The sequence below is a fragment of the uncultured Shewanella sp. genome (assembly GCF_947495455.1).
GTDB lineage: Bacteria > Pseudomonadota > Gammaproteobacteria > Enterobacterales > Shewanellaceae > Shewanella.
In genome coordinates, this window is sequence record NZ_CANLZC010000116.1 from 1 (window position 1) to 17,547 (window position 17,547).

19 protein-coding genes, 1 tRNA gene and 1 pseudogene are annotated in these 17,547 nt (G+C 40.7%); 4 read left to right on the forward strand and 17 right to left on the reverse strand.

All coding sequences use genetic code 11. From position 1 onward, the window contains the following. Nucleotides 1-150 (forward strand): annotated as a pseudogene (locus tag Q0791_RS21270) (IS982 family transposase); the annotation flags it as partial. Nucleotides 151-693: 543 nt separating this feature from the next. Here Q0791_RS21270 and Q0791_RS21275 read toward each other — a convergent pair. The 11 genes from Q0791_RS21275 to queA all read right to left on the reverse strand — a co-directional run bounded on the left by Q0791_RS21275 (nucleotide 694) and on the right by queA (nucleotide 10,863). Then, nucleotides 694-1,056 carry a hypothetical protein gene (locus tag Q0791_RS21275; RefSeq protein ID WP_299010973.1) on the reverse strand — a complete coding sequence of 121 codons (363 nt, stop codon included), beginning with the start codon at nucleotides 1,054-1,056 and terminating at the stop codon, nucleotides 694-696. A 2-nt stretch (nucleotides 1,057-1,058) separates the two neighbouring features. Continuing rightward, nucleotides 1,059-1,223, reverse strand: coding sequence for a hypothetical protein (locus Q0791_RS21280; RefSeq protein ID WP_299010976.1), 165 nt, complete (start codon nucleotides 1,221-1,223; stop codon nucleotides 1,059-1,061). Nucleotides 1,224-1,640: 417 nt separating this feature from the next. Continuing rightward, on the reverse strand, nucleotides 1,641-2,330 hold the full coding sequence (locus tag Q0791_RS21285; RefSeq protein ID WP_299010978.1) for a hypothetical protein: 690 nt from the start codon (nucleotides 2,328-2,330) through the stop codon (nucleotides 1,641-1,643). Between the two features lie 508 nt (nucleotides 2,331-2,838). Beyond that, nucleotides 2,839-3,384: a YaeQ family protein gene (locus Q0791_RS21290; RefSeq protein WP_299010981.1), complete on the reverse strand. Its 546-nt coding sequence runs from the start codon at nucleotides 3,382-3,384 to the stop codon at nucleotides 2,839-2,841. A 162-nt stretch (nucleotides 3,385-3,546) separates the two neighbouring features. Further along, nucleotides 3,547-4,458, reverse strand: a complete 912-nt coding sequence (locus Q0791_RS21295; protein ID WP_299010983.1) for a bifunctional precorrin-2 dehydrogenase/sirohydrochlorin ferrochelatase — start codon at nucleotides 4,456-4,458, stop codon at nucleotides 3,547-3,549. Between the two features lie 159 nt (nucleotides 4,459-4,617). Then, nucleotides 4,618-4,938: a DUF2007 domain-containing protein gene (locus Q0791_RS21300; RefSeq protein WP_299010986.1), complete on the reverse strand. Its 321-nt coding sequence runs from the start codon at nucleotides 4,936-4,938 to the stop codon at nucleotides 4,618-4,620. 401 nt (nucleotides 4,939-5,339) lie between these two features. Next, a complete protein-coding gene (gene secF / locus Q0791_RS21305; protein WP_299010989.1) occupies nucleotides 5,340-6,287 on the reverse strand; it encodes a protein translocase subunit SecF in 948 nt (315 codons plus the stop codon). A gap of 13 nt (nucleotides 6,288-6,300) precedes the next feature. Continuing rightward, a complete protein-coding gene (secD, locus tag Q0791_RS21310) occupies nucleotides 6,301-8,151 on the reverse strand; it encodes a protein translocase subunit SecD (protein WP_299010992.1) in 1,851 nt (616 codons plus the stop codon). A 17-nt stretch (nucleotides 8,152-8,168) separates the two neighbouring features. Next, nucleotides 8,169-8,501: a preprotein translocase subunit YajC gene (gene yajC, locus Q0791_RS21315; RefSeq protein ID WP_299010994.1), complete on the reverse strand. Its 333-nt coding sequence runs from the start codon at nucleotides 8,499-8,501 to the stop codon at nucleotides 8,169-8,171. A gap of 52 nt (nucleotides 8,502-8,553) precedes the next feature. After that, on the reverse strand, nucleotides 8,554-9,678 hold the full coding sequence (tgt, locus tag Q0791_RS21320; RefSeq protein ID WP_299010996.1) for a tRNA guanosine(34) transglycosylase Tgt: 1,125 nt from the start codon (nucleotides 9,676-9,678) through the stop codon (nucleotides 8,554-8,556). Nucleotides 9,679-9,807: 129 nt separating this feature from the next. Beyond that, nucleotides 9,808-10,863 (reverse strand): tRNA preQ1(34) S-adenosylmethionine ribosyltransferase-isomerase QueA, encoded by a 1,056-nt coding sequence (gene queA / locus Q0791_RS21325; protein WP_299010999.1) that lies wholly within the window; start codon nucleotides 10,861-10,863, stop codon nucleotides 9,808-9,810. A 289-nt stretch (nucleotides 10,864-11,152) separates the two neighbouring features. Between queA and Q0791_RS21330 the strand changes: the two genes are divergently transcribed. Continuing rightward, entirely contained in the window at nucleotides 11,153-11,746 is a 594-nt protein-coding gene (locus tag Q0791_RS21330) for an ACP phosphodiesterase (RefSeq protein ID WP_299011002.1), read from the forward strand. Nucleotides 11,747-11,769: 23 nt separating this feature from the next. On the opposite strand, the gene Q0791_RS21335 is transcribed toward Q0791_RS21330, so the two are convergent. Both Q0791_RS21335 and Q0791_RS21340 read right to left on the reverse strand, forming a co-directional pair. Continuing rightward, a complete protein-coding gene (locus Q0791_RS21335) occupies nucleotides 11,770-12,423 on the reverse strand; it encodes a cupin domain-containing protein (RefSeq protein WP_299011005.1) in 654 nt (217 codons plus the stop codon). Nucleotides 12,424-12,481: 58 nt separating this feature from the next. After that, a complete protein-coding gene (locus Q0791_RS21340) occupies nucleotides 12,482-13,246 on the reverse strand; it encodes an SDR family oxidoreductase (protein ID WP_299011008.1) in 765 nt (254 codons plus the stop codon). Nucleotides 13,247-13,638: 392 nt separating this feature from the next. Between Q0791_RS21340 and Q0791_RS21345 the strand changes: the two genes are divergently transcribed. Next, nucleotides 13,639-14,193, forward strand: a complete 555-nt coding sequence (locus Q0791_RS21345) for a TetR/AcrR family transcriptional regulator (RefSeq protein ID WP_299011011.1) — start codon at nucleotides 13,639-13,641, stop codon at nucleotides 14,191-14,193. 86 nt (nucleotides 14,194-14,279) lie between these two features. Further along, nucleotides 14,280-14,951, forward strand: coding sequence for an RluA family pseudouridine synthase (locus Q0791_RS21350; RefSeq protein ID WP_299011014.1), 672 nt, complete (start codon nucleotides 14,280-14,282; stop codon nucleotides 14,949-14,951). 96 nt (nucleotides 14,952-15,047) lie between these two features. On the opposite strand, the gene Q0791_RS21355 is transcribed toward Q0791_RS21350, so the two are convergent. From Q0791_RS21355 to Q0791_RS21370, 4 genes are all read right to left on the reverse strand, one after another. Next, nucleotides 15,048-15,377, reverse strand: coding sequence for a hypothetical protein (locus Q0791_RS21355; protein WP_299011016.1), 330 nt, complete (start codon nucleotides 15,375-15,377; stop codon nucleotides 15,048-15,050). 111 nt (nucleotides 15,378-15,488) lie between these two features. Continuing rightward, nucleotides 15,489-15,959, reverse strand: coding sequence for a dual specificity protein phosphatase family protein (locus tag Q0791_RS21360; RefSeq protein ID WP_299011019.1), 471 nt, complete (start codon nucleotides 15,957-15,959; stop codon nucleotides 15,489-15,491). Between the two features lie 17 nt (nucleotides 15,960-15,976). Further along, the gene (locus Q0791_RS21365; RefSeq protein ID WP_299011022.1) at nucleotides 15,977-17,278 is read right to left on the reverse strand and encodes a DEAD/DEAH box helicase; all 1,302 of its coding nucleotides are present in this window, start codon (nucleotides 17,276-17,278) and stop codon (nucleotides 15,977-15,979) included. A gap of 198 nt (nucleotides 17,279-17,476) precedes the next feature. Beyond that, a tRNA-Glu gene (locus Q0791_RS21370) sits at nucleotides 17,477-17,546 on the reverse strand. Between the last annotated feature and the right edge of the window lies 1 nt (nucleotide 17,547).

The window sequence follows — 17,547 nt, forward strand, 5'->3', positions numbered from 1 at the left end:
ATCTCACAAATAGAGCATACTAGACACCGAAGTGTGCATGGTTTTATGCTCAATATAATAGGTGGTTTAGTGGCTTATCAACTCAAAGAGAGAAAGCCACAACTTAATATAACATCAGCTGAATTCAACGCGATGGCAGTGATGCGTTAAACCGATCTGAGGTTAACATAATGAAATTATTAGCCGAAATCAATACTTAGCATTTATCATATCATGACCTGACTGCTTTTAACGTAATGCCTACTGTTGATCTTGAAAAAATGAGTAATACTAGCGAAATGATTGAGTTTTGAAGTATAAAGTACCAACTCAGTTGGCCTTTTATAATACGAAGCTGAGATTCCTAGTCTTAACGTTTGACCTATTAAAATAAGCTGCGCATTATCCTGATATATAGGGCCTATAGACATATGCTGACAGCATTTTGGCATCACTTTGGAAAAGCACCGTCGTCGTTTATCTCAGTGGATGCGATAATCACGCAACTACAGCAATGATAATAGGCTCTTCTTGTTAAACGGAAAGTTCAATACTAACCAGGCTTCTTCTTGGAGGTGGCATAGCCCTTTATAAATAGCAACCTCCAACATCTACGAGTTCATTAAGCCTAGTTGAAGGGTTTAAAAAATGCCATTAATCATGACTGTCCTGTTGGTTCGTCCTGTTGGTTCTACGCGCCTTGTTATGTGCGGTTTATTTGAATAAGTCATCATAAAAACTATTTATTTGAGGGTTCTGAAACTGGATAGCATTTAATAGCTCGCTAGAGTTAGGGGTTTTTGGTAACTCACCTAGCAAACTTCCGTAATCATCAACAAATTCGATATTTATTTGATCTTCCCAAATATACTTCTCTTCATCTAGATAATATTTATAGTGCTGCTTATAAACTCTAATATTTCGACCAATATGGTTGGCTACATAAACCATATCTACACGATGGTCAGGCCCGATCATCGGTGGAACGGGGTCTTTACTTGCCCAAACCATTTTGTTGTGCTGTGTAAGCTCAATTAGCTTATCGATTATTTCTATTGTCTGCCTTGTGCTAAACATGTTCAATTACCTGTAATTAAAGCTTTTCTATGATGGCTAAGTTCGGCTGAAACAACAGATAATGTTGTTTTTATAGCTCTTGCTGAAATTTCATCTTTCTCTACCCAAAACCAGATTTTTGACCTGTACTTCATGATCAATTTTCTAGATTTTTTTATATCAGCCAATAGGTCTCCAGAAGCCCCCCTTTCCATTGCTCGAAGCTCAACGTCAGCTAACGCAAATAGCTCTTCAATGTCCTTCTGGTTATCATCATAAGACTGCAGTAAAACAGAAACTTTAGATGAAATATCAGTAACTTTAGTTATATGATCATCAACACTGGATCTAAATAGAAACTTCTTTTTATTCCTAGCAACATCACAAATGTAACAACAGTTATAAAAAGAGCTGTTATGGACGCCCAGCTGCCGTAATCACTTAGTGTTAATTTTTGAATAAAACTAATCAATCTGTATCTCTCATCATTTTCTAGGGCTTTAGAACATAATGCCTCGTTAAGAGGCAAATAATTGTTGGCTAAAATTAGCGACAAAGGAGCAAAAGCCAACTGTTTTTTATCTTTTTAAACGATTTGTTAGCCTTTAAATTTCATTTAACTCTACTTTCATTTGCTCTTTAAGTACATTATGACTTTTTTGAACTTCTTGCCCATGAACAGTAAGTGTTTCTTGATAAGGTGTAATTATGGTTTGATCTGCCCAAAACTCTTGGGTCGCCATAACCTTTAACATTTCTGTGGAGGAATTTGTAGCGTTTTTAACGGCCACCTCAAGGTTATCTAATAAAGTATCCACCTCTGGAGATGAAATTAATCTGATACTATTTTGCTCCGATTTTATTTTTAAATGTTCTTCATTTAACTCAAAGACTAGAGCCTGAACATCCTCATTATATTTGACGATAGCTTTGTTTTTGATTGACTCATCGTCTTCAAGGTAACCAGCTAGAAATTCTGCCATTATCGGTTGGAATTTCTCTAAAAAAATAGCATTACACTTACTATGAAATTCATCTAGCAAAGAGAAGTACTTAGAGAATTGCAGTCTTTTATCCTCATATTGATATTTTCTTTTTTCGATATCTAGTGAGTGTTGTTTTTTTATTTCTTCTGTTTCTGCGCGATATTTAGCAATAACCTTTTGCTTTTCATCTTCAAGCTTATTGATATCTTCGATTAACCCTTTATTTTTTCCCTTAACTTTCAGGTATGCAGTAAAATAAACAGAAAGCCCACCGATTATTAAGCAAACAATATTTATTATGACATCCATGCTTGAATTGAACTCCTTGACGACTAACAGCTTATTGAATAGTAGCAGGATAAGGCTCTTGGCTGCAATTGATTTCACTCAAACATATCACACGTAACATATTGATGTAAATGGTATATATACTAGTCAACCCAAATTGAACACTTTTAGTTAAGAGTATTCAATAGCCATCTGTTGTAAATATTCCTATTAATGGAACCCATCAAGCCAAAATGGAAGAAATCCACTACCTTTATTCTTTGCTTTTTTCTTCTGATTTTCAAAGCAGTGTAGATGCAGCTGTGACCGTTGATGGCAAGGATGCCATCGTCGAACTTACATGGAGTGTACTTGCTGTGTGTCACTGAGGTATCTGCACAAAAACTGCGCCAACAATTTAATCCATCGCACATAGTCTAATTAAATCGAGTAATTTAACCCAAGAAAATTATTTGCTGTTGCTCCCCTTTTAGCCCGGATTGAACGGGTATCCACGACTTTAGCCCCCTGCTAAATAAGGAACGCAAGCTCAAGCCTCTTTTAAACATTCCAGCTCCACACACACGCTCGTATCATCATTGGACAGCCAGATCTGCCCTTCGCTAATATTGTATTGTAGCGTCATATTGCGGCTGACCAAAGCGGCCATGGCTTTTACGCTTTCTTCGGGAATATTATAGATGGTCAGATTATCAAACCTAGCTAAAAGCGCTTCACTTTGCTGCCACCAAATGGGGACACTGCGGCCACCATAAGTGTATAAAATGACCTTTTTAGCACGGCCACAGGCTTTTCTTAGCCACTTTTCGTCACTTTGGCCAAACTCCACCCACAAGTCTATGTCACCATTGAGCTGCTTATTCCACAGCTCAGGCTCATCGTCATCGCCACTTAAGCCTTTGGTAAAACATAAAGACTCACTGGCATTCATCACAAAGGCGAGTAAACGCACCATCATACGCTCATCTGTCTCTGAAGGATGCTGCGCCAACATGAGCTGATGATCTTGATAATAATGCCTATCCATATCGGCAATCTGTAATGCCGCTTTAAAAATAGTCGCTTTTAATGCCATGCTGATCGCACCTCGTTATTCTCAGGCTATCATTAAAAAGCGCCAGTTTACGTTAATGAAGATAAAAGACAATGACTTCCAGTCAAGTTAACGCTCATCCTTTGTTCCTCATCCTTAGTTCAAATCAGTACTGATTTGAATTCGCTATCTTATAAGCTCAAGCTAAATTGCTCCAGGCCGTAAATATTTCGCAAACGGAAAGTGCGCTTGTAACTTCACCACCACGCTTTTACTTGCATAGATCAGACATCGCTCTCCTTGCTCATAGTGCTGCTCCAGCTGACTAAAAGGCAATAGGTTTGCACGCTCTGCATCACGGCGAACAAGCTCCATTAAACTTGTGGGTAAGGGACACTGTGCATACACAGTGTCTATTTTTTGCAACAAAGGTAACGCTATAATAGGCAGCAAATCTATTTGCGTTTCATCGTCGATCAGTAAGATCTCCCCCTCAACGGCTAATGAGCCATAAGCTTGTTCAAAACATGCTTGAGTTTGGCTATCAAACTTATCACCGTTAAGGGCAAAGAAACGCTCCCAAAATAAACGCCTGTCTTTAAAAGAGCTGAGCTTTTCTTGAACTTCCACTCTTTTTTCTGCCACAAAATCAAATAGAGGAGATAAGGATTGCGGTAACCAAGACTCTAGCCTTCCGCGCAGTTCTCTGGCAAAAACTGGCGCAGCCCCTGCCGTGCTAATAGCCACTTGCAATTTATTTCTATCGATAATTGAAGGCGTGATGAAGCGACAATACTCTGGACTATCAACGACATTAACGAATATATTATTGGCTTTTGCCCTATTGGCGAGACGAACATTTAATGCTTCATCGGCCGTTGCAATATAAATCAAATCCCAACCTTGAATATCTTTGTCTGTGATCGCCCTTTGCTCAATCGACACCTTAGCTTGTGCTTCAAAAACGCGAACCGCTTCACACACCTCAAGGGCAATAACATGAATATTGGCTTGGCTGCGTTGTAACAACTCAATTTTTCTGCTCGCCACTTCTCCAGCCCCAATAATCAGCACATTGAGATCACAAGTATCGATAAAAAGCGGAAAATATTGCATAACGTCGTCCTAAATTGGTTTAGGAGACTATTGTTACTCGAAAAATAAAAATAGCAAAGGTACATGACGCAAAAAGGTGAATATTCATTGAAACTATTCACTAAAGCTATTCACTGAAGCTATTCTCTGAAGCTATTCACTGAAACAGTGATTAAGGGATTAAGGGTATTTTTTCGCACACTGCTCAGAGCCGCAATTCCAGCACAGCTCAAAACTGGACTCATTCACTTCATGGCAATTGATACATGCCCATTGCGGGCCTTTAGAATGAATACAAGCTAACTGTTTACGTGCTAAATCATATTGGGATATTTTGACCCATAATTCGACATTTTGCACACCTACAGGTAACTCTCCGGCGCCACCAAGCAGTGCTTCACCTTTGAGTTCAACACAAATGCCTGAAGATTCTAATAATCCTTTCCAAGTGTGTGCCTCTAACAAGTTCCCATCTGTCAGTATGCATCTTCTCTCTTCCATGCTAAGTTCCAATTCATCCCAATTCATCATCTAGGTTTAATACTAAGGTTAATACAAATTTTAATACTAAGGCTAATGCTCAGTTAGTGCTTACATCAGACTTGTATGATCCACGCTTAACCTGTTTATCTTTTAACCATGCTATGCCTAAATGAGGGTGTTTGTCGAGCAAAGTTTTTAACGCCAAAAAGAAAACAATGCTCATTCGATATCACTTTATTACCACAGAGTCACAGAAAATTCGTCAATAAACACATCTAACTTTAAGAGGCATCGCCCTTTCCAGAACATTAAGCTTTATTCAACACTCAGTATCAAATGATGTAGGAGACAAGCAAAAAGGTACAAAAAAGCCACCTAAAAAGGTGGCTTTTATACTGCCGCGACTTAATCAAAAATCATTAAGGCATGAGTGCATCTTGATCGGCACCTTCTTTTTCTACTTCCACTGGCATCATATGTTCACGATTAATACCCAGTTTAATCGCTAATAAACTCGCCACATAGATAGAAGAGAAAGTGCCCACAAAAATCCCCATCAACAATGCCGTCGCAAAGCCGTGGATCATAGTGCCACCTTTTAAAAACAAGGCTATCACCACAATCAAGGTTGTTCCTGTGGTAATAATGGTTCGACTCATGGTTTGCGTAATCGAGATATTAACGATATCTGTAGGCGTATTCTTGCGAAGTTTTAAGAAGTTTTCACGAATACGGTCAAAGACAACAATGGTATCATTTAACGAATAACCCACAACGGTTAATACCCCTGCCAGTACCGTTAAGTCAAACTCCAATTGGAAGAATGAGAATACTCCCAGCGTCACGATAACATCATGTGCCAAAGCCGATACAGCTCCAACAGCCAAGCGCCATTCAAACCGGAACGAGACATAGATAAGAATACAAATCAGCGCGGCTAGCACTGCTAACCCCCCTTGCTCTGCAAGTTGCTTACCCACTTGAGGCCCGACAAATTCAACCCGTTTTTGTACCACACTAGGATCCAATGCCGTACTCACCGACATCACTTGCGCCACTTGAGTATCGCTCTTGACCCCTTCTCTAACAGGCAGACGAATAAGCACATCACGGCTTGAGCCAAAGTTTTGTACCACAGCCCCATCACTTTCTTCTGTGGTGAGTCCGCTGCGGATCTGTTCAAGATCCACAGGTTGGGTGAAATTAAGCTCAATGACTGTACCGCCAGTAAAATCCAGCCCCCAATTAATGCCTTTTGTTGCCATTGAGGCAATAGAGCCCAGCACTAAAATAACAGAGATACAACTTACTGGTACCGCGTGGCGTAAGAAGTTGACTGTACCTTTAAATGAAAAAAACTGTAACATTTCAACTCCTCCTTTAGATAGGTAATGACTTCACGCGCTTACCACCCCAAATTGCGTTAACAATCGCACGGGTTCCAACAATGGCAGTAAACATAGACGTAGCAATACCTATCATTAGCGTCACGGCGAAACCTTTCACCGCCCCCGTTCCCACAGCAAACAAAATCAATGCTGTGATAAAAGTGGTAATGTTTGAATCGGCAATAGTTGAAAAGGCATTGGCATACCCTTCATGAATCGCTTGCTGTATGCTGCGACCGGCTCGAATTTCTTCACGAATACGCTCGTAAATCAATACGTTTCCATCGACAGCCATACCAACAGTCAATACCATACCCGCAATTCCGGGTAAGGTCAGCACGGCGCCAGGAATAAGCGACATCACGCCCACAACCATCACGACATTGGCCATAAGCGCTAAATTCGCAATCAAACCAAAGGCGCGGTAGTAGATGATCATAAAGACCAATACCACAGCCAAGCCCCAAACCATAGCTTGTAAACCATTTTCGATATTCTCGGCACCTAAACTTGGGCCAATGGTACGCTCTTCAACAATAGAGACAGGTGCAATCAAGGCGCCCGCTCTTAAGAGTAGAGCAAGGTTTTGTGCTTCTGAATGGTCAAGCCCTGTGATCACAAAGTTACGTCCAAGACGCTGATTAATGGTCGCGACCGAAATCACTTCCTCAATCTTCTTCATTTTCACGCTGCCATCAGGGTTACGTTGCCCCTCATCTTTATACTCAGTGTATAAAGTGGCCATAGGCTTGCCGACATTGTCTTTGGTCACATTTGAAAAAATAGTCCCGCCTTTCGCATCCAAATTAATGGTCACTTGAGGACGGCTGTATTGATCAAATGTCGCTTGTGCCCCTTGAATATGATCGCCGGTTAACATCACGGCTTTTTTAAGCACAACGGGTCCACCTTCACGACGTTGATACAATGCCGATCCTGGTGGCACACGGCCTTTTACTGCAGCTTGCACGTCCGCATTTTGATCCACCATATGAAATTCAATGGATGCCGTCGCGCCCAAAATCTCTTTAGCCCTAGCGGTATCTTGTACACCCGGTAACTCAACAATAATGCGCTCTGCACCTTGTCTTTGCACAACAGGCTCAGCAACGCCTAGTTCATTCACACGATTACGTAACGTGGTAATGTTTTGCTGTAGGGCATCTTCTCTAATTTGCTTCAGATAAGCTTCACTTAAATTAGCCACCAACAGATAGTGATTATCTGTAGACTGATCTTCAAAAATCATGTCTTTGCTGCGTGTTTTAAGGAAGCTCTCTGCTTGAGCAAGGGCGTCGGCATTACGAAATTTAATCTCGATGCCATTGGCCGTGTTACGAATACCCGCATAGCGGATCTTCTCAGTCCGTAACTCTGTTCTAAAATCAGCCACTTTCGCTTCCGTCATCTTACGGATAGCTTCTCCCATGTCCACTTCCATTAGAAAGTGCACACCGCCACGCAGATCCAGTCCAAGCTTCATGGGTGCACCACCCATGTCTTCAAGCCATTTCGGTGTCGCTGGGGCTAAATTTAATGCCACCGTATACTTAGCACCCAGTGCCGCCGAAATCGCTTCTTTAGCCAGTAACTGTTGTCCACCATTAGTGACACGGATCAGTAATTGCCCATTTTCTAAGGTTGAGCGCATTACCTTAATATCATTTTTTTCTAGAACGTCATTCACTCTTGACTGAGTCGATGCGTTCACCTCTGCTCCACGCGTTGCAACGACTTGCACTGCATAATCTTCGCCGAACAAATTAGGGATCGCATAGAATGCGCCAATGGCGATAATAATTATCACCATTAGATTTTTCCACATAGGGTATTTATTTAACACACCATCGCCCTCTTGGCTTATAGTGACTTAATTGAGCCTTTTGGCAATACGGCTGCAATATAATCCTTTTTAATTGTAATTTCGTTAGTTTCGTTAAGCGCTAACAATACATAATCATTTTCGTCGCTGATCTTAGCAATCTTGCCTAAAATACCGCCACTAGTGAGCACTTCATCACCTTTGCTTAATGAACTCATTAAGTTTTTATGTTCTTTCACTCGCTTTGATTGAGGACGAAAGATCATAAAATAGAAAATGAGACCAAAGATGACCAACATGATCACCAATTCCATCGTTCCACCCGCGCCAGTTGCTGGAGCATCGGCGGCATACGCATTTGACATAAACATAGTATTCTCTTCTTATTTATCAGATTAAAAAATTAAGTCATTCGTTTTTGGTTTATTCTGGAACCGCTGGCACTTCACGCCCTTGACGAGTATAGAAATCCTCGACAAATGCATCCAAAGTTCCTGCAGCAATGGCACCACGCAATCCTTCCATTAGCCTTTGATAATAACGTAAATTATGAATGGTGTTTAGTCTTGCACCTAAAATTTCATTACAACGGTCTAAATGATATAGATAAGATCTTGTGTAATTCTTACAAGTGTAACAGTCACATTGATCGTCTAAAGGTGAGGTATCATCACGGTGACGCGCATTACGAATTTTGATCACGCCTTCACTGGTAAATAAATGACCGTTACGGGCATTACGAGTGGGCATCACACAATCAAACATATCCACGCCACGACGCACGCCTTCAACTAAGTCTTCAGGTTTTCCAACGCCCATCAAATAACGGGGTTTGTCTTCAGGAATTTTAGGACACACATGCTCTAAAATACGATGCATGTCTTCTTTTGGCTCGCCCACAGCCAAACCACCTACGGCGTAGCCATCAAAGCCGATATTGACTAAGCCTTCAAGGCTTTCATCCCGCAGATCTTCATACACGCCACCTTGAATAATGCCAAATAAGGCATTGGGGTTTTTCAAGCGATCAAATTCATCACGGGAACGTCTTGCCCAACGCAAAGACATTTGCATTGACTTACGCGCTTCATCTTCAGTGGCGGGATAAGGTGTACACTCGTCAAAAATCATCACCACATCAGAGCCTAACGAATCTTGTATTTGCATTGATTTTTCAGGATCTAAAAAGATTTTTTCACCATTAATCGGTGAACGAAAGTGCACCCCTTCTTCGGTAATTTTACGAATATCACCTAAACTGAATACTTGAAAACCTCCCGAGTCGGTTAAAATAGGTCGCTGCCAATTCATGAAATCATGTAAATCCCCATGCTTACGCATGATTTCTTCGCCTGGACGCAGCCATAAATGAAAGGTATTGCCCAATAAAATATCCGCACCAGTTTCACGGACTTCTTCAGGTGTCATGCCTTTCACTGTGCCATAAGTACCAACTGGCATAAAGGCTGGCGTTTCAACCGTGCCACGCTCAAAGACTAAACGACCACGACGCGCTCGCCCTTGCGTTGTATCTAATTCAAACTTCATTTTCACCCTTACCAGATAAACAGTCTGGCTTGATAAGCTCATACTATGAGCAAAAGATAAGCAATAAGAGGTTTGCTCTCATTGCTAACAAAATACATAACGGAAATAGTGTAAAACAAATAGCCTTATTTATTCGACACTAATATTTGATTTTTTCGTAACAAACATCGCATCACCATAGCTGAAAAAGCGATATTTTTGCTCAATGGCGTGCTGATAAGCTTGCTTAACCTCATCGATACCGGCAAACGCACTCAATAACATGATTAACGTTGACTCAGGTAAATGAAAGTTAGTCAACATGGCATCCACTACATGAAATTCAACACCGGGATAAATAAAGATATCAGTATCGCCTTTAAAGGCTTCAAGTACAGAAGGATCTTGACTGGCTCTCGCAGCACTTTCTAATGAGCGAACAGAGGTAGTACCAACGGCAATCACACGTTTACCTTTGGCTTTGGTTTCATTGATAAGATCAACCACATCCTGAGGCACTTCGGCCCATTCAGCATGCATTTTGTGATCAAGAATGTTATCGACTCTTACTGGCTGAAAGGTTCCTGCCCCCACATGTAAGGTCACAAAAGCCATATTAACACCTTTGGCCTTTAATGCATTTAGCATGTCATCATCAAAATGTAACCCTGCCGTTGGCGCAGCGACAGCACCTGGAGTTTTATTATAAACAGTTTGATAACGCTCTTTATCTGCGTCTTCATCGGGTCTATCAATATAAGGAGGAAGAGGCATATGCCCCACAGCTTCAAGCACTTCTAAAATGGTTAATTCAGACGCAAGTTCAAGTTCAAATAACGCATCATGCCGCGCTTTCATCACCATTTGATGGCCGCCATCAAGAATGATAACCGCATCCACTTTTGGCGATTTAGAGCTTCTGACATGGGCTAAAATACGCTTATCATCAAGCATACGTTCCACTAAGATTTCAAGTTTACCACCCGAGGCTTTTTTACCAAATAAACGCGCTGGAATGACTCGCGTATTATTAAATACCATCAAGTCGCCCGCATTGACTTTATCGAGGAGATCAGAAAACTGTAAATCCGTCACTTGGCCATCATTGCCATTTAGATTAAGTAATCTGGACGCTGTTCGCTCAGGCGTGGGATAACGAGCGATCAATTCATCAGGTAAATCAAAGGAAAAATCGGCAACGCGCATGGGTAATCTCTACTGCTTTCACTAAATCGAAGGCTAGTCTATGGTGACAGACTAAGAAGATCAACAATTGGCTTCATTTTTTGCTTTTAGTATAAACAAAGCGGCGATAAATGGTGCAATATGACCTCTTCACCACAGGATCCATTGAGATCTAACTGAATGTTATTCAGCACCAAAAAATAATCTAAATAGGTTTTGTGAACTGTGAATGATTTAACTTTGTTTTCCCCCTTTCACGTGTTACCGTAAAACTTAGATTACTTCAGCTTTATAATCACAAAAGATCACCATGAATTTTCTGTCACACCTGCACTTAGCCGATAATAGCCATACTTCCCTTGCTGCCAACCTTGCTGGCGATTTTGCAAAAGGCAATATTGAAAATTACCCTAAACATTTACAGCAAGGTCTCTGGTTACACAGACAAATTGATCAACTGACAGATAGCCATGAGTTAATCAAAGCTCTGCTAGCTCATTTTCCAAAACAACATCGCCGCGTTGCACCCATTTTAATTGATTTATGTTTTGATCATATGCTGGCAAAATATTGGGAAGAATACCATCATCAAACATTGAATGACTTTGCGCACAAAGCCTACGATGCTCTAGCCGCTTGCACCGACTTACCCCCTAAGCTCATTGATATTCTGCCTCGAATGCGCAGTGAAAACTGGCTAGTGAGCTATCAATCACGCCAGGGGTTAAATCAAGCCATTACTGGTGTAGCGAAACGCTTTTCTAAGCCTGAATTGTTCAATGGTAGCCAACATCTTGTCAAACAGTTAGATCAGGAAATAGAAACGGCTTTTCGTATGTTCTACCCACAATTAATGGCCTATACACGCATTTGGGTACGTAAAACACCCGAGCAATATTTATAGCTAAACTATCCGTAACGAAAAAGTTAGCTCAAAGGCAAGTGACCCGTTTTCACTAAAATAATGGTTTCTTCTTTAACAAATGGCGAATGAGCACTCATATGGGGACTACGCAACCATGTATATTGTGGATACTCGCCATGTTCATCCATAAAGGTCCCCGATAAGACTAAAATTTCTTCACCACCAAAATGAGTATGTGGCTTAAATATCTCACCCTTTGGCCATCTCACCAGAGCCGTATGCTCAGTCTTAAAACGATGAAGTGGCATCACTTGCAAGCCGCCATAACCAGGATGCCACTGAGTTTGCTCAGTATTGACTCGCACCACTTCATTATCATTTGGGTCAAATTGTGCAAGCTTAACAAACAACACACATCCTTCACGACTAAAGGGCCGATGTGCACTTCCTGGGGGATTACGTAAATAGCTTCCTGCTGGATAATCACCGGTTTCGTCGGAAAAAATTCCCTCCAGCACATAAATCTCTTCACCTCCTTGATGAACATGAGCCGAAAAATGACTATTTGGCTCATAGCGCACTAAACTGGTCGCATGACCTGACTCTGCTGCCTCTCTAGACAAGCGTTTACGACTCACGCCTGCAATAGGACTGTCAGTCCAAGCCATTTGTTGGGTATGAATAACCACTTGCTTTGAAAAATTCATATTCAGCATATTAATGTCCTTAGCCTAGTTTTGTTTTATAAACTAGGCTATTCAATAAACTCAAAAGCTAGTTCCTACCCGCCATCACACCACCATCCACATTTAAAATCGTTCCCGTGATCCAGCTCGCCTTTTCAAACAGTAGGAATTCTATGGCATCGGCAATATCATCTGTGGTTCCAATACGGCCAATAGGGTGAAAATCGTTAAAACCTTGTAGGCTTGATTCAATTTCATCTTCAGCAATAAAGGATTTATAAATCGTCGATAATACAACCGCTGGCGCGACGGCATTGACTCGAATACCATATTCAGCCAACTCTATAGCTAAATTTTTAGTTAACGCATGCAAACCTGCTTTTTGCATGGAATAGGCTGAGGAAGGCGTCGCCTTCACCGCTTGATTCGCCCACATTGAGCCAATATTGACAATACTTCCACCACCATGACGCCGCATATTTTTAGAGACGGCTTGAGTAATAAAGAAGAAAGCTTTATTGATATCCAGTTGAAGATCGTAATCTTCTTTGAAATGTTCTAGAAAACTGACAGGTTTAAAAAAACCCGCTGCATTGACTAAATACTGTATATGACGAGATTCATTTTCCAACTGAGCTACAAATTGTTCCACAGCCTCCTTATCATATAAATTAACCGACACCGCCTCGATATTGCCAGCCATTTCAAGGGCTAACTCTTGTTTGGCTTGTGTCAACTTAGCCAGATCCTGGCCTAAGATCATAACAGTATGCCCCTGTGCAACCAGCCTTTTAGCTGCTTCTTTTCCCATGCCGCTGGAACCACCCACAACTAATGCAATTGAATTTTTCATTCTCATCTTCTCTCAATGTTATTCACCAAAACTACCTACCGATAGATAGGTTCGAGCTAAACAATATGATCGAAACATAAAAATGTCAACACCTATCTTCTGGTAGATAGAAAAAAGTGATATGATATGCCAATATCAAGAGTCACTAACCTGAACTCGGGATAATGAGTGTCAAAAATGTTAGGTAACCCATTTAATATCAAAAAATTGAATGAAATTGGGTCATTCTTTATTTTTAAATTGGGTTTAATACTGCGATTTTTGTCGATATCAAGGCGGGATTTCGACTCTAATAGCGGGCTATTAGTAGAAAGCACAACGCAGATAGGGGCAGAAATAGTGCTATTAAACGGCGCTGCTTATCCCGAATTCAGGTTCAATAGGAATAACCAATGTCACCCACTGTTGAACGTATTATCCAAAGCGCCGAATCCCAAATTAGAATAGGGGGTTATAACGCCTTTAGTTTTAGAGAAATAGCAAAGGAAATAGGCATTAAAAGTGCGAGTATTCATTATCATTTTCCCACTAAACCCGATCTCGCGATTTTGGTAGCTAACCGCTACACTCAAAACTTTCAAGATCTACTCAAGCTCATAGAACAAAAAAGCTTGCTGCCTAAAGACAGGCTCTCTAATTACATAAACTTATTTCGTCATGCCATAAAAGTGGATAAAAAAATGTGCCTATGTGGCATGTTAGCCAGTGAAAACGATGTTTTACCCGATGCATTACAAATGGAAGTGAAGCAATTCTTTACTATGAATATTGAATGGCTTAAAGCACATTTATTTACGCACTCTCACACAGCTACAGCCCAAGCTATGCAATTACTCGCTTGTTTGGAAGGAAGCTTACTACTTACCAATGCCATGAGATCGAATGATATTTTTGAGCTAATATCCGCACAATTAATCGAACAAGATCATCATAAAGCGAACGGTTAACCGCCAATTTCGTCTGTCTATTCATTCGCTGTGTATGAAAGTCAGCGGTTTTTTGTTAAGCTCCGCGGCGTCATTAAGGAGAGAGAATGCAAATTTTTACCTATTGTCCCCCCAGTCTACCTTGGCTCGATCTTCGCTATGTTGATAGAGATATTATTGTGATTAATAAGCCCTCAGGTTTATTATCAAATCCAGGGATCGCCAGCTACACTCATGACTGCGCATTGACTCGATTACAAGCATTATTTAGCGATGCGATTTTAGTTCATAGACTCGATTGCGCCACCTCAGGCATTATGGTGTTTGCTCGCAATAAAAAAGCAGAATCCCATTTAAAAACCCAATTTCAAAATAGGCAAACACAAAAAACCTATATTGCGGTAGTACAAGGGATCATAAAAGAACAAACAGGGGAAATTAATTATTCCATCACCCCAGACAAAAATAATCCCCCTAAGCAAAAAATTGCTGTCCAAAATGAAGGAAAGTTAGCCACTACTTTTTATCGTAAATTAAGTCAAAATGATGAATCGACCTTAGTAGAACTCACCCCCATAACGGGGCGAACACATCAGCTAAGAGTTCATATGCAGGCTATTGGTCACCCCATTTTAGGTGATGACTTTTATGGCTGTGGAAAGAGTGAAAAGGCAGTAAAACGGTTACAATTACACGCTGAGCGTTTAAGCTTTAGTCATCCATATACGCAAAAGACAGTCACTTTTAGTAGCAAGCACCCATTCCCTATTCTCACCTAAAGAGTCTATGTAAAAAGGAAATGTAAAGAGACATTGCAGTAAAGAGCGAGTGTAAAACACCAAGGTCATATAACAAACCGGAGTCGATTTGGGGATCTACTCCAACTTTTTAGCGGTATAAAGACAGATCCCATCACTCCAACATTGCAACCTTTTATCAGACGTTAATACGAAATACTCTTCAAAAATGTTGTCACCTTTTGCTTCTAACTTTAAGCCTTGATTGATTTCAGTCACTGAAAGTTCATCTGAGCTATGACAACCGTCCTTATACCAAGTTTCTAAAAAGTAAGCATTGTTCTCACGAAAAAAGGTTAACATTTCGCCTAAAAGTGGTCTTTCATCAATCCAGTGCCCTAAAATCTCACGGCCTTCCTTTTTCAAGTCTTGCCAAAATAAGCGCTTACGCTTGTCGATTACTGGCATGTTTCCACCTCTACCTTCCTTAGCCTTATTCACCATAGCTGCTTAAAGTCTAGTCATAAGCTCAGAAAAAAGAAAACAGGCTATTAGAAAAGCAGCAAACAAAAATAACCACTATTTTTGCAAAGCATACAAGACATCAAACACAAACTGATCCCAGCCGTCAGCACTAAATGCGATATCTCTTATTCCTCTAACTTGATTCACTGCATGCAATGGTGCGGCACCATTATCCATCAGTAAATAAGCCATGATCATTCCAGTTCTGTCTTTTCCTGAATGACAATGAATAAGAACCGTTTTATCCTTTTCTTCACATTCACGAATAAAGGCAAGCGCTTTAGGCACTTGCTTAACACACCATTCCAAATCACCTTCTTGCGGCGGCACATTAGGTGAAAAAGGAACACATTGATGCAATAAACCGGCTTCAACAAAGTGTTCTGCGTCGCAAGATTCACCATTATTGACAGAAAGAATGGCATCAATCCCTTGCTCTTTTAATGCCCTCAGATCCCAAGGATCTTTACTTGGACCACTTCTACCTGCAATTTTACCTTCAATTAACCAAAATAAGTGCTGCATAAAACGTTCCTACATCATCATACTGATGGCTTTTGCCAAATATGTTCATTCGCCTTCATTGCTTGCTTTCGCTTTTTTTTTCCCGTTCCCGCAGGCTTAGCCACAGCCGGAGCTTGACGTGATGGGCAATCTAAAGGCGCTTCTTCATCAGCCTCAAAGCCTGCTATTTGCTCTCTTTTTAAGTGCAACTTATTCTTTTTTTCAATCAAACTAAAATGCTGATACTCATCATGGGCAATTAATGTCATTGCTAATCCGAATTCTCCCGCTCGAGCACTACGCCCAATACGATGCATGTAATCCATTGGGCTTCTAGGCAATTCATAATTAATCACCACTGGCAATTTCTCAATATCAATTCCGCGAGCAGCAATATCCGTTGCAATAAGCACCTCTATATCACCACTCTTAAAGGCCGACAAAATACGGTTTCGAGCGCCTTGACCTTTATCGCTATGAAAAACTTCAGCAATAATCCCAGCTTTACTCAATTTTTGAGCGACTCGATTGCATGTATTCTTAGCACTGGCAAAAATTAAAATCTGACGCCACTGATTTTGTTTAATGAGTTCAATTAATAATCCTGTTTTTCTATTACGATTCACTGTAACGACACGCTGTATTAATCGCTCTTCAACATCATCACTTGTCACATTAATCACCACAGGATCCTGTAGCAACTGCTTGGCTAATAATGTCACTTCTTCAGGAAATGTCGCTGAAAAAAGTAAGATTTGCTTTTTTACAGGCAATAATTTTTGAACTTGAGCTAATTCTTCACTAAAACCCAAACTTAACATGCGATCCGCTTCATCAAGGATGAAGTGCTTAACATAACGCAGTTTAATCGCATTATTGGACACTAAATCGAGTAAACGGCCTGGAGTGGCTACCAGAATATCAACGCCGCCCCTTAAAGCTAACATCTGAGTGTTTACAGACTGACCGCCATATACCGCTTTCACTTTCAATTTGGGTAATAGCTTTTGTCCATACTGTGTAATGCTGCTCGCCACTTGCTGTGCTAACTCACGAGTCGGCACCAAAATGAGACTCGAAACATCATTGCCTTGGGTCTGTTTCTTTTGCCCCATATTCAGTTGGAGTATTGGCAAAGCAAATGCAGCGGTTTTTCCTGAGCCCGTATTGGCCTGCGCCATAATAGATTTCTTTGCTAAGATCTCAGGGATAGCCTGCTGTTGAATTGGGGTTGCTTGTGAATAGTTAAGCTCAGTCAAACATTGAACTAATTCTGGCATTAGACCTAATTGAGAGAAGCTTGCCGATGAAGGCATAGAGGAAAAACAAGACTGAGTCATAAAATAGCGATCACTGATATAACAAAAATAGGCGCATAGTCTACTCTATTTTACCCAGTAAAGCTTATGATTTGCAGTCTTCAATGATCTTAATCAAATAAAAAATAATTTTATCATTAAAGATAAATAGTAGAGGATAAAACCAAATGATGAGGGTAGTCACTGACGATATGTCAAAAAAGGAGGTAATAGATAAAATGGTATCCCCAAGGGGATTCGAACCCCTGTTACCGCCGTGAAAGGGCGGTGTCCTAGGCCTCTAGACGATG

Bases quoted from the DNA above. Each gene is read 5' to 3' on its own strand.
- Q0791_RS21300 (WP_299010986.1), bottom strand. From the start codon at position 4,938: ATGGAAGAGAGAAGATGCATACTGACAGATGGGAACTTGTTAGAGGCA.
- Q0791_RS21355 (WP_299011016.1), bottom strand. From the start codon at position 15,377: ATGCCAGTAATCGACAAGCGTAAGCGCTTATTTTGGCAAGACTTGAAA.
- secF (WP_299010989.1), bottom strand. From the start codon at position 6,287: ATGTTACAGTTTTTTTCATTTAAAGGTACAGTCAACTTCTTACGCCAC.
- Q0791_RS21290 (WP_299010981.1), bottom strand. From the start codon at position 3,384: ATGGCATTAAAAGCGACTATTTTTAAAGCGGCATTACAGATTGCCGAT.
- Q0791_RS21345 (WP_299011011.1), top strand. From the start codon at position 13,639: ATGTCACCCACTGTTGAACGTATTATCCAAAGCGCCGAATCCCAAATT.
- Q0791_RS21340 (WP_299011008.1), bottom strand. From the start codon at position 13,246: ATGAAAAATTCAATTGCATTAGTTGTGGGTGGTTCCAGCGGCATGGGA.
- Q0791_RS21335 (WP_299011005.1), bottom strand. From the start codon at position 12,423: ATGCTGAATATGAATTTTTCAAAGCAAGTGGTTATTCATACCCAACAA.
- Q0791_RS21275 (WP_299010973.1), bottom strand. From the start codon at position 1,056: ATGTTTAGCACAAGGCAGACAATAGAAATAATCGATAAGCTAATTGAG.
- Q0791_RS21330 (WP_299011002.1), top strand. From the start codon at position 11,153: ATGAATTTTCTGTCACACCTGCACTTAGCCGATAATAGCCATACTTCC.
- Q0791_RS21365 (WP_299011022.1), bottom strand. From the start codon at position 17,278: ATGACTCAGTCTTGTTTTTCCTCTATGCCTTCATCGGCAAGCTTCTCT.
- Q0791_RS21285 (WP_299010978.1), bottom strand. From the start codon at position 2,330: ATGGATGTCATAATAAATATTGTTTGCTTAATAATCGGTGGGCTTTCT.
- Q0791_RS21350 (WP_299011014.1), top strand. From the start codon at position 14,280: ATGCAAATTTTTACCTATTGTCCCCCCAGTCTACCTTGGCTCGATCTT.
- queA (WP_299010999.1), bottom strand. From the start codon at position 10,863: ATGCGCGTTGCCGATTTTTCCTTTGATTTACCTGATGAATTGATCGCT.
- tgt (WP_299010996.1), bottom strand. From the start codon at position 9,678: ATGAAGTTTGAATTAGATACAACGCAAGGGCGAGCGCGTCGTGGTCGT.
- Q0791_RS21295 (WP_299010983.1), bottom strand. From the start codon at position 4,458: ATGCAATATTTTCCGCTTTTTATCGATACTTGTGATCTCAATGTGCTG.
- yajC (WP_299010994.1), bottom strand. From the start codon at position 8,501: ATGTTTATGTCAAATGCGTATGCCGCCGATGCTCCAGCAACTGGCGCG.
- Q0791_RS21360 (WP_299011019.1), bottom strand. From the start codon at position 15,959: ATGCAGCACTTATTTTGGTTAATTGAAGGTAAAATTGCAGGTAGAAGT.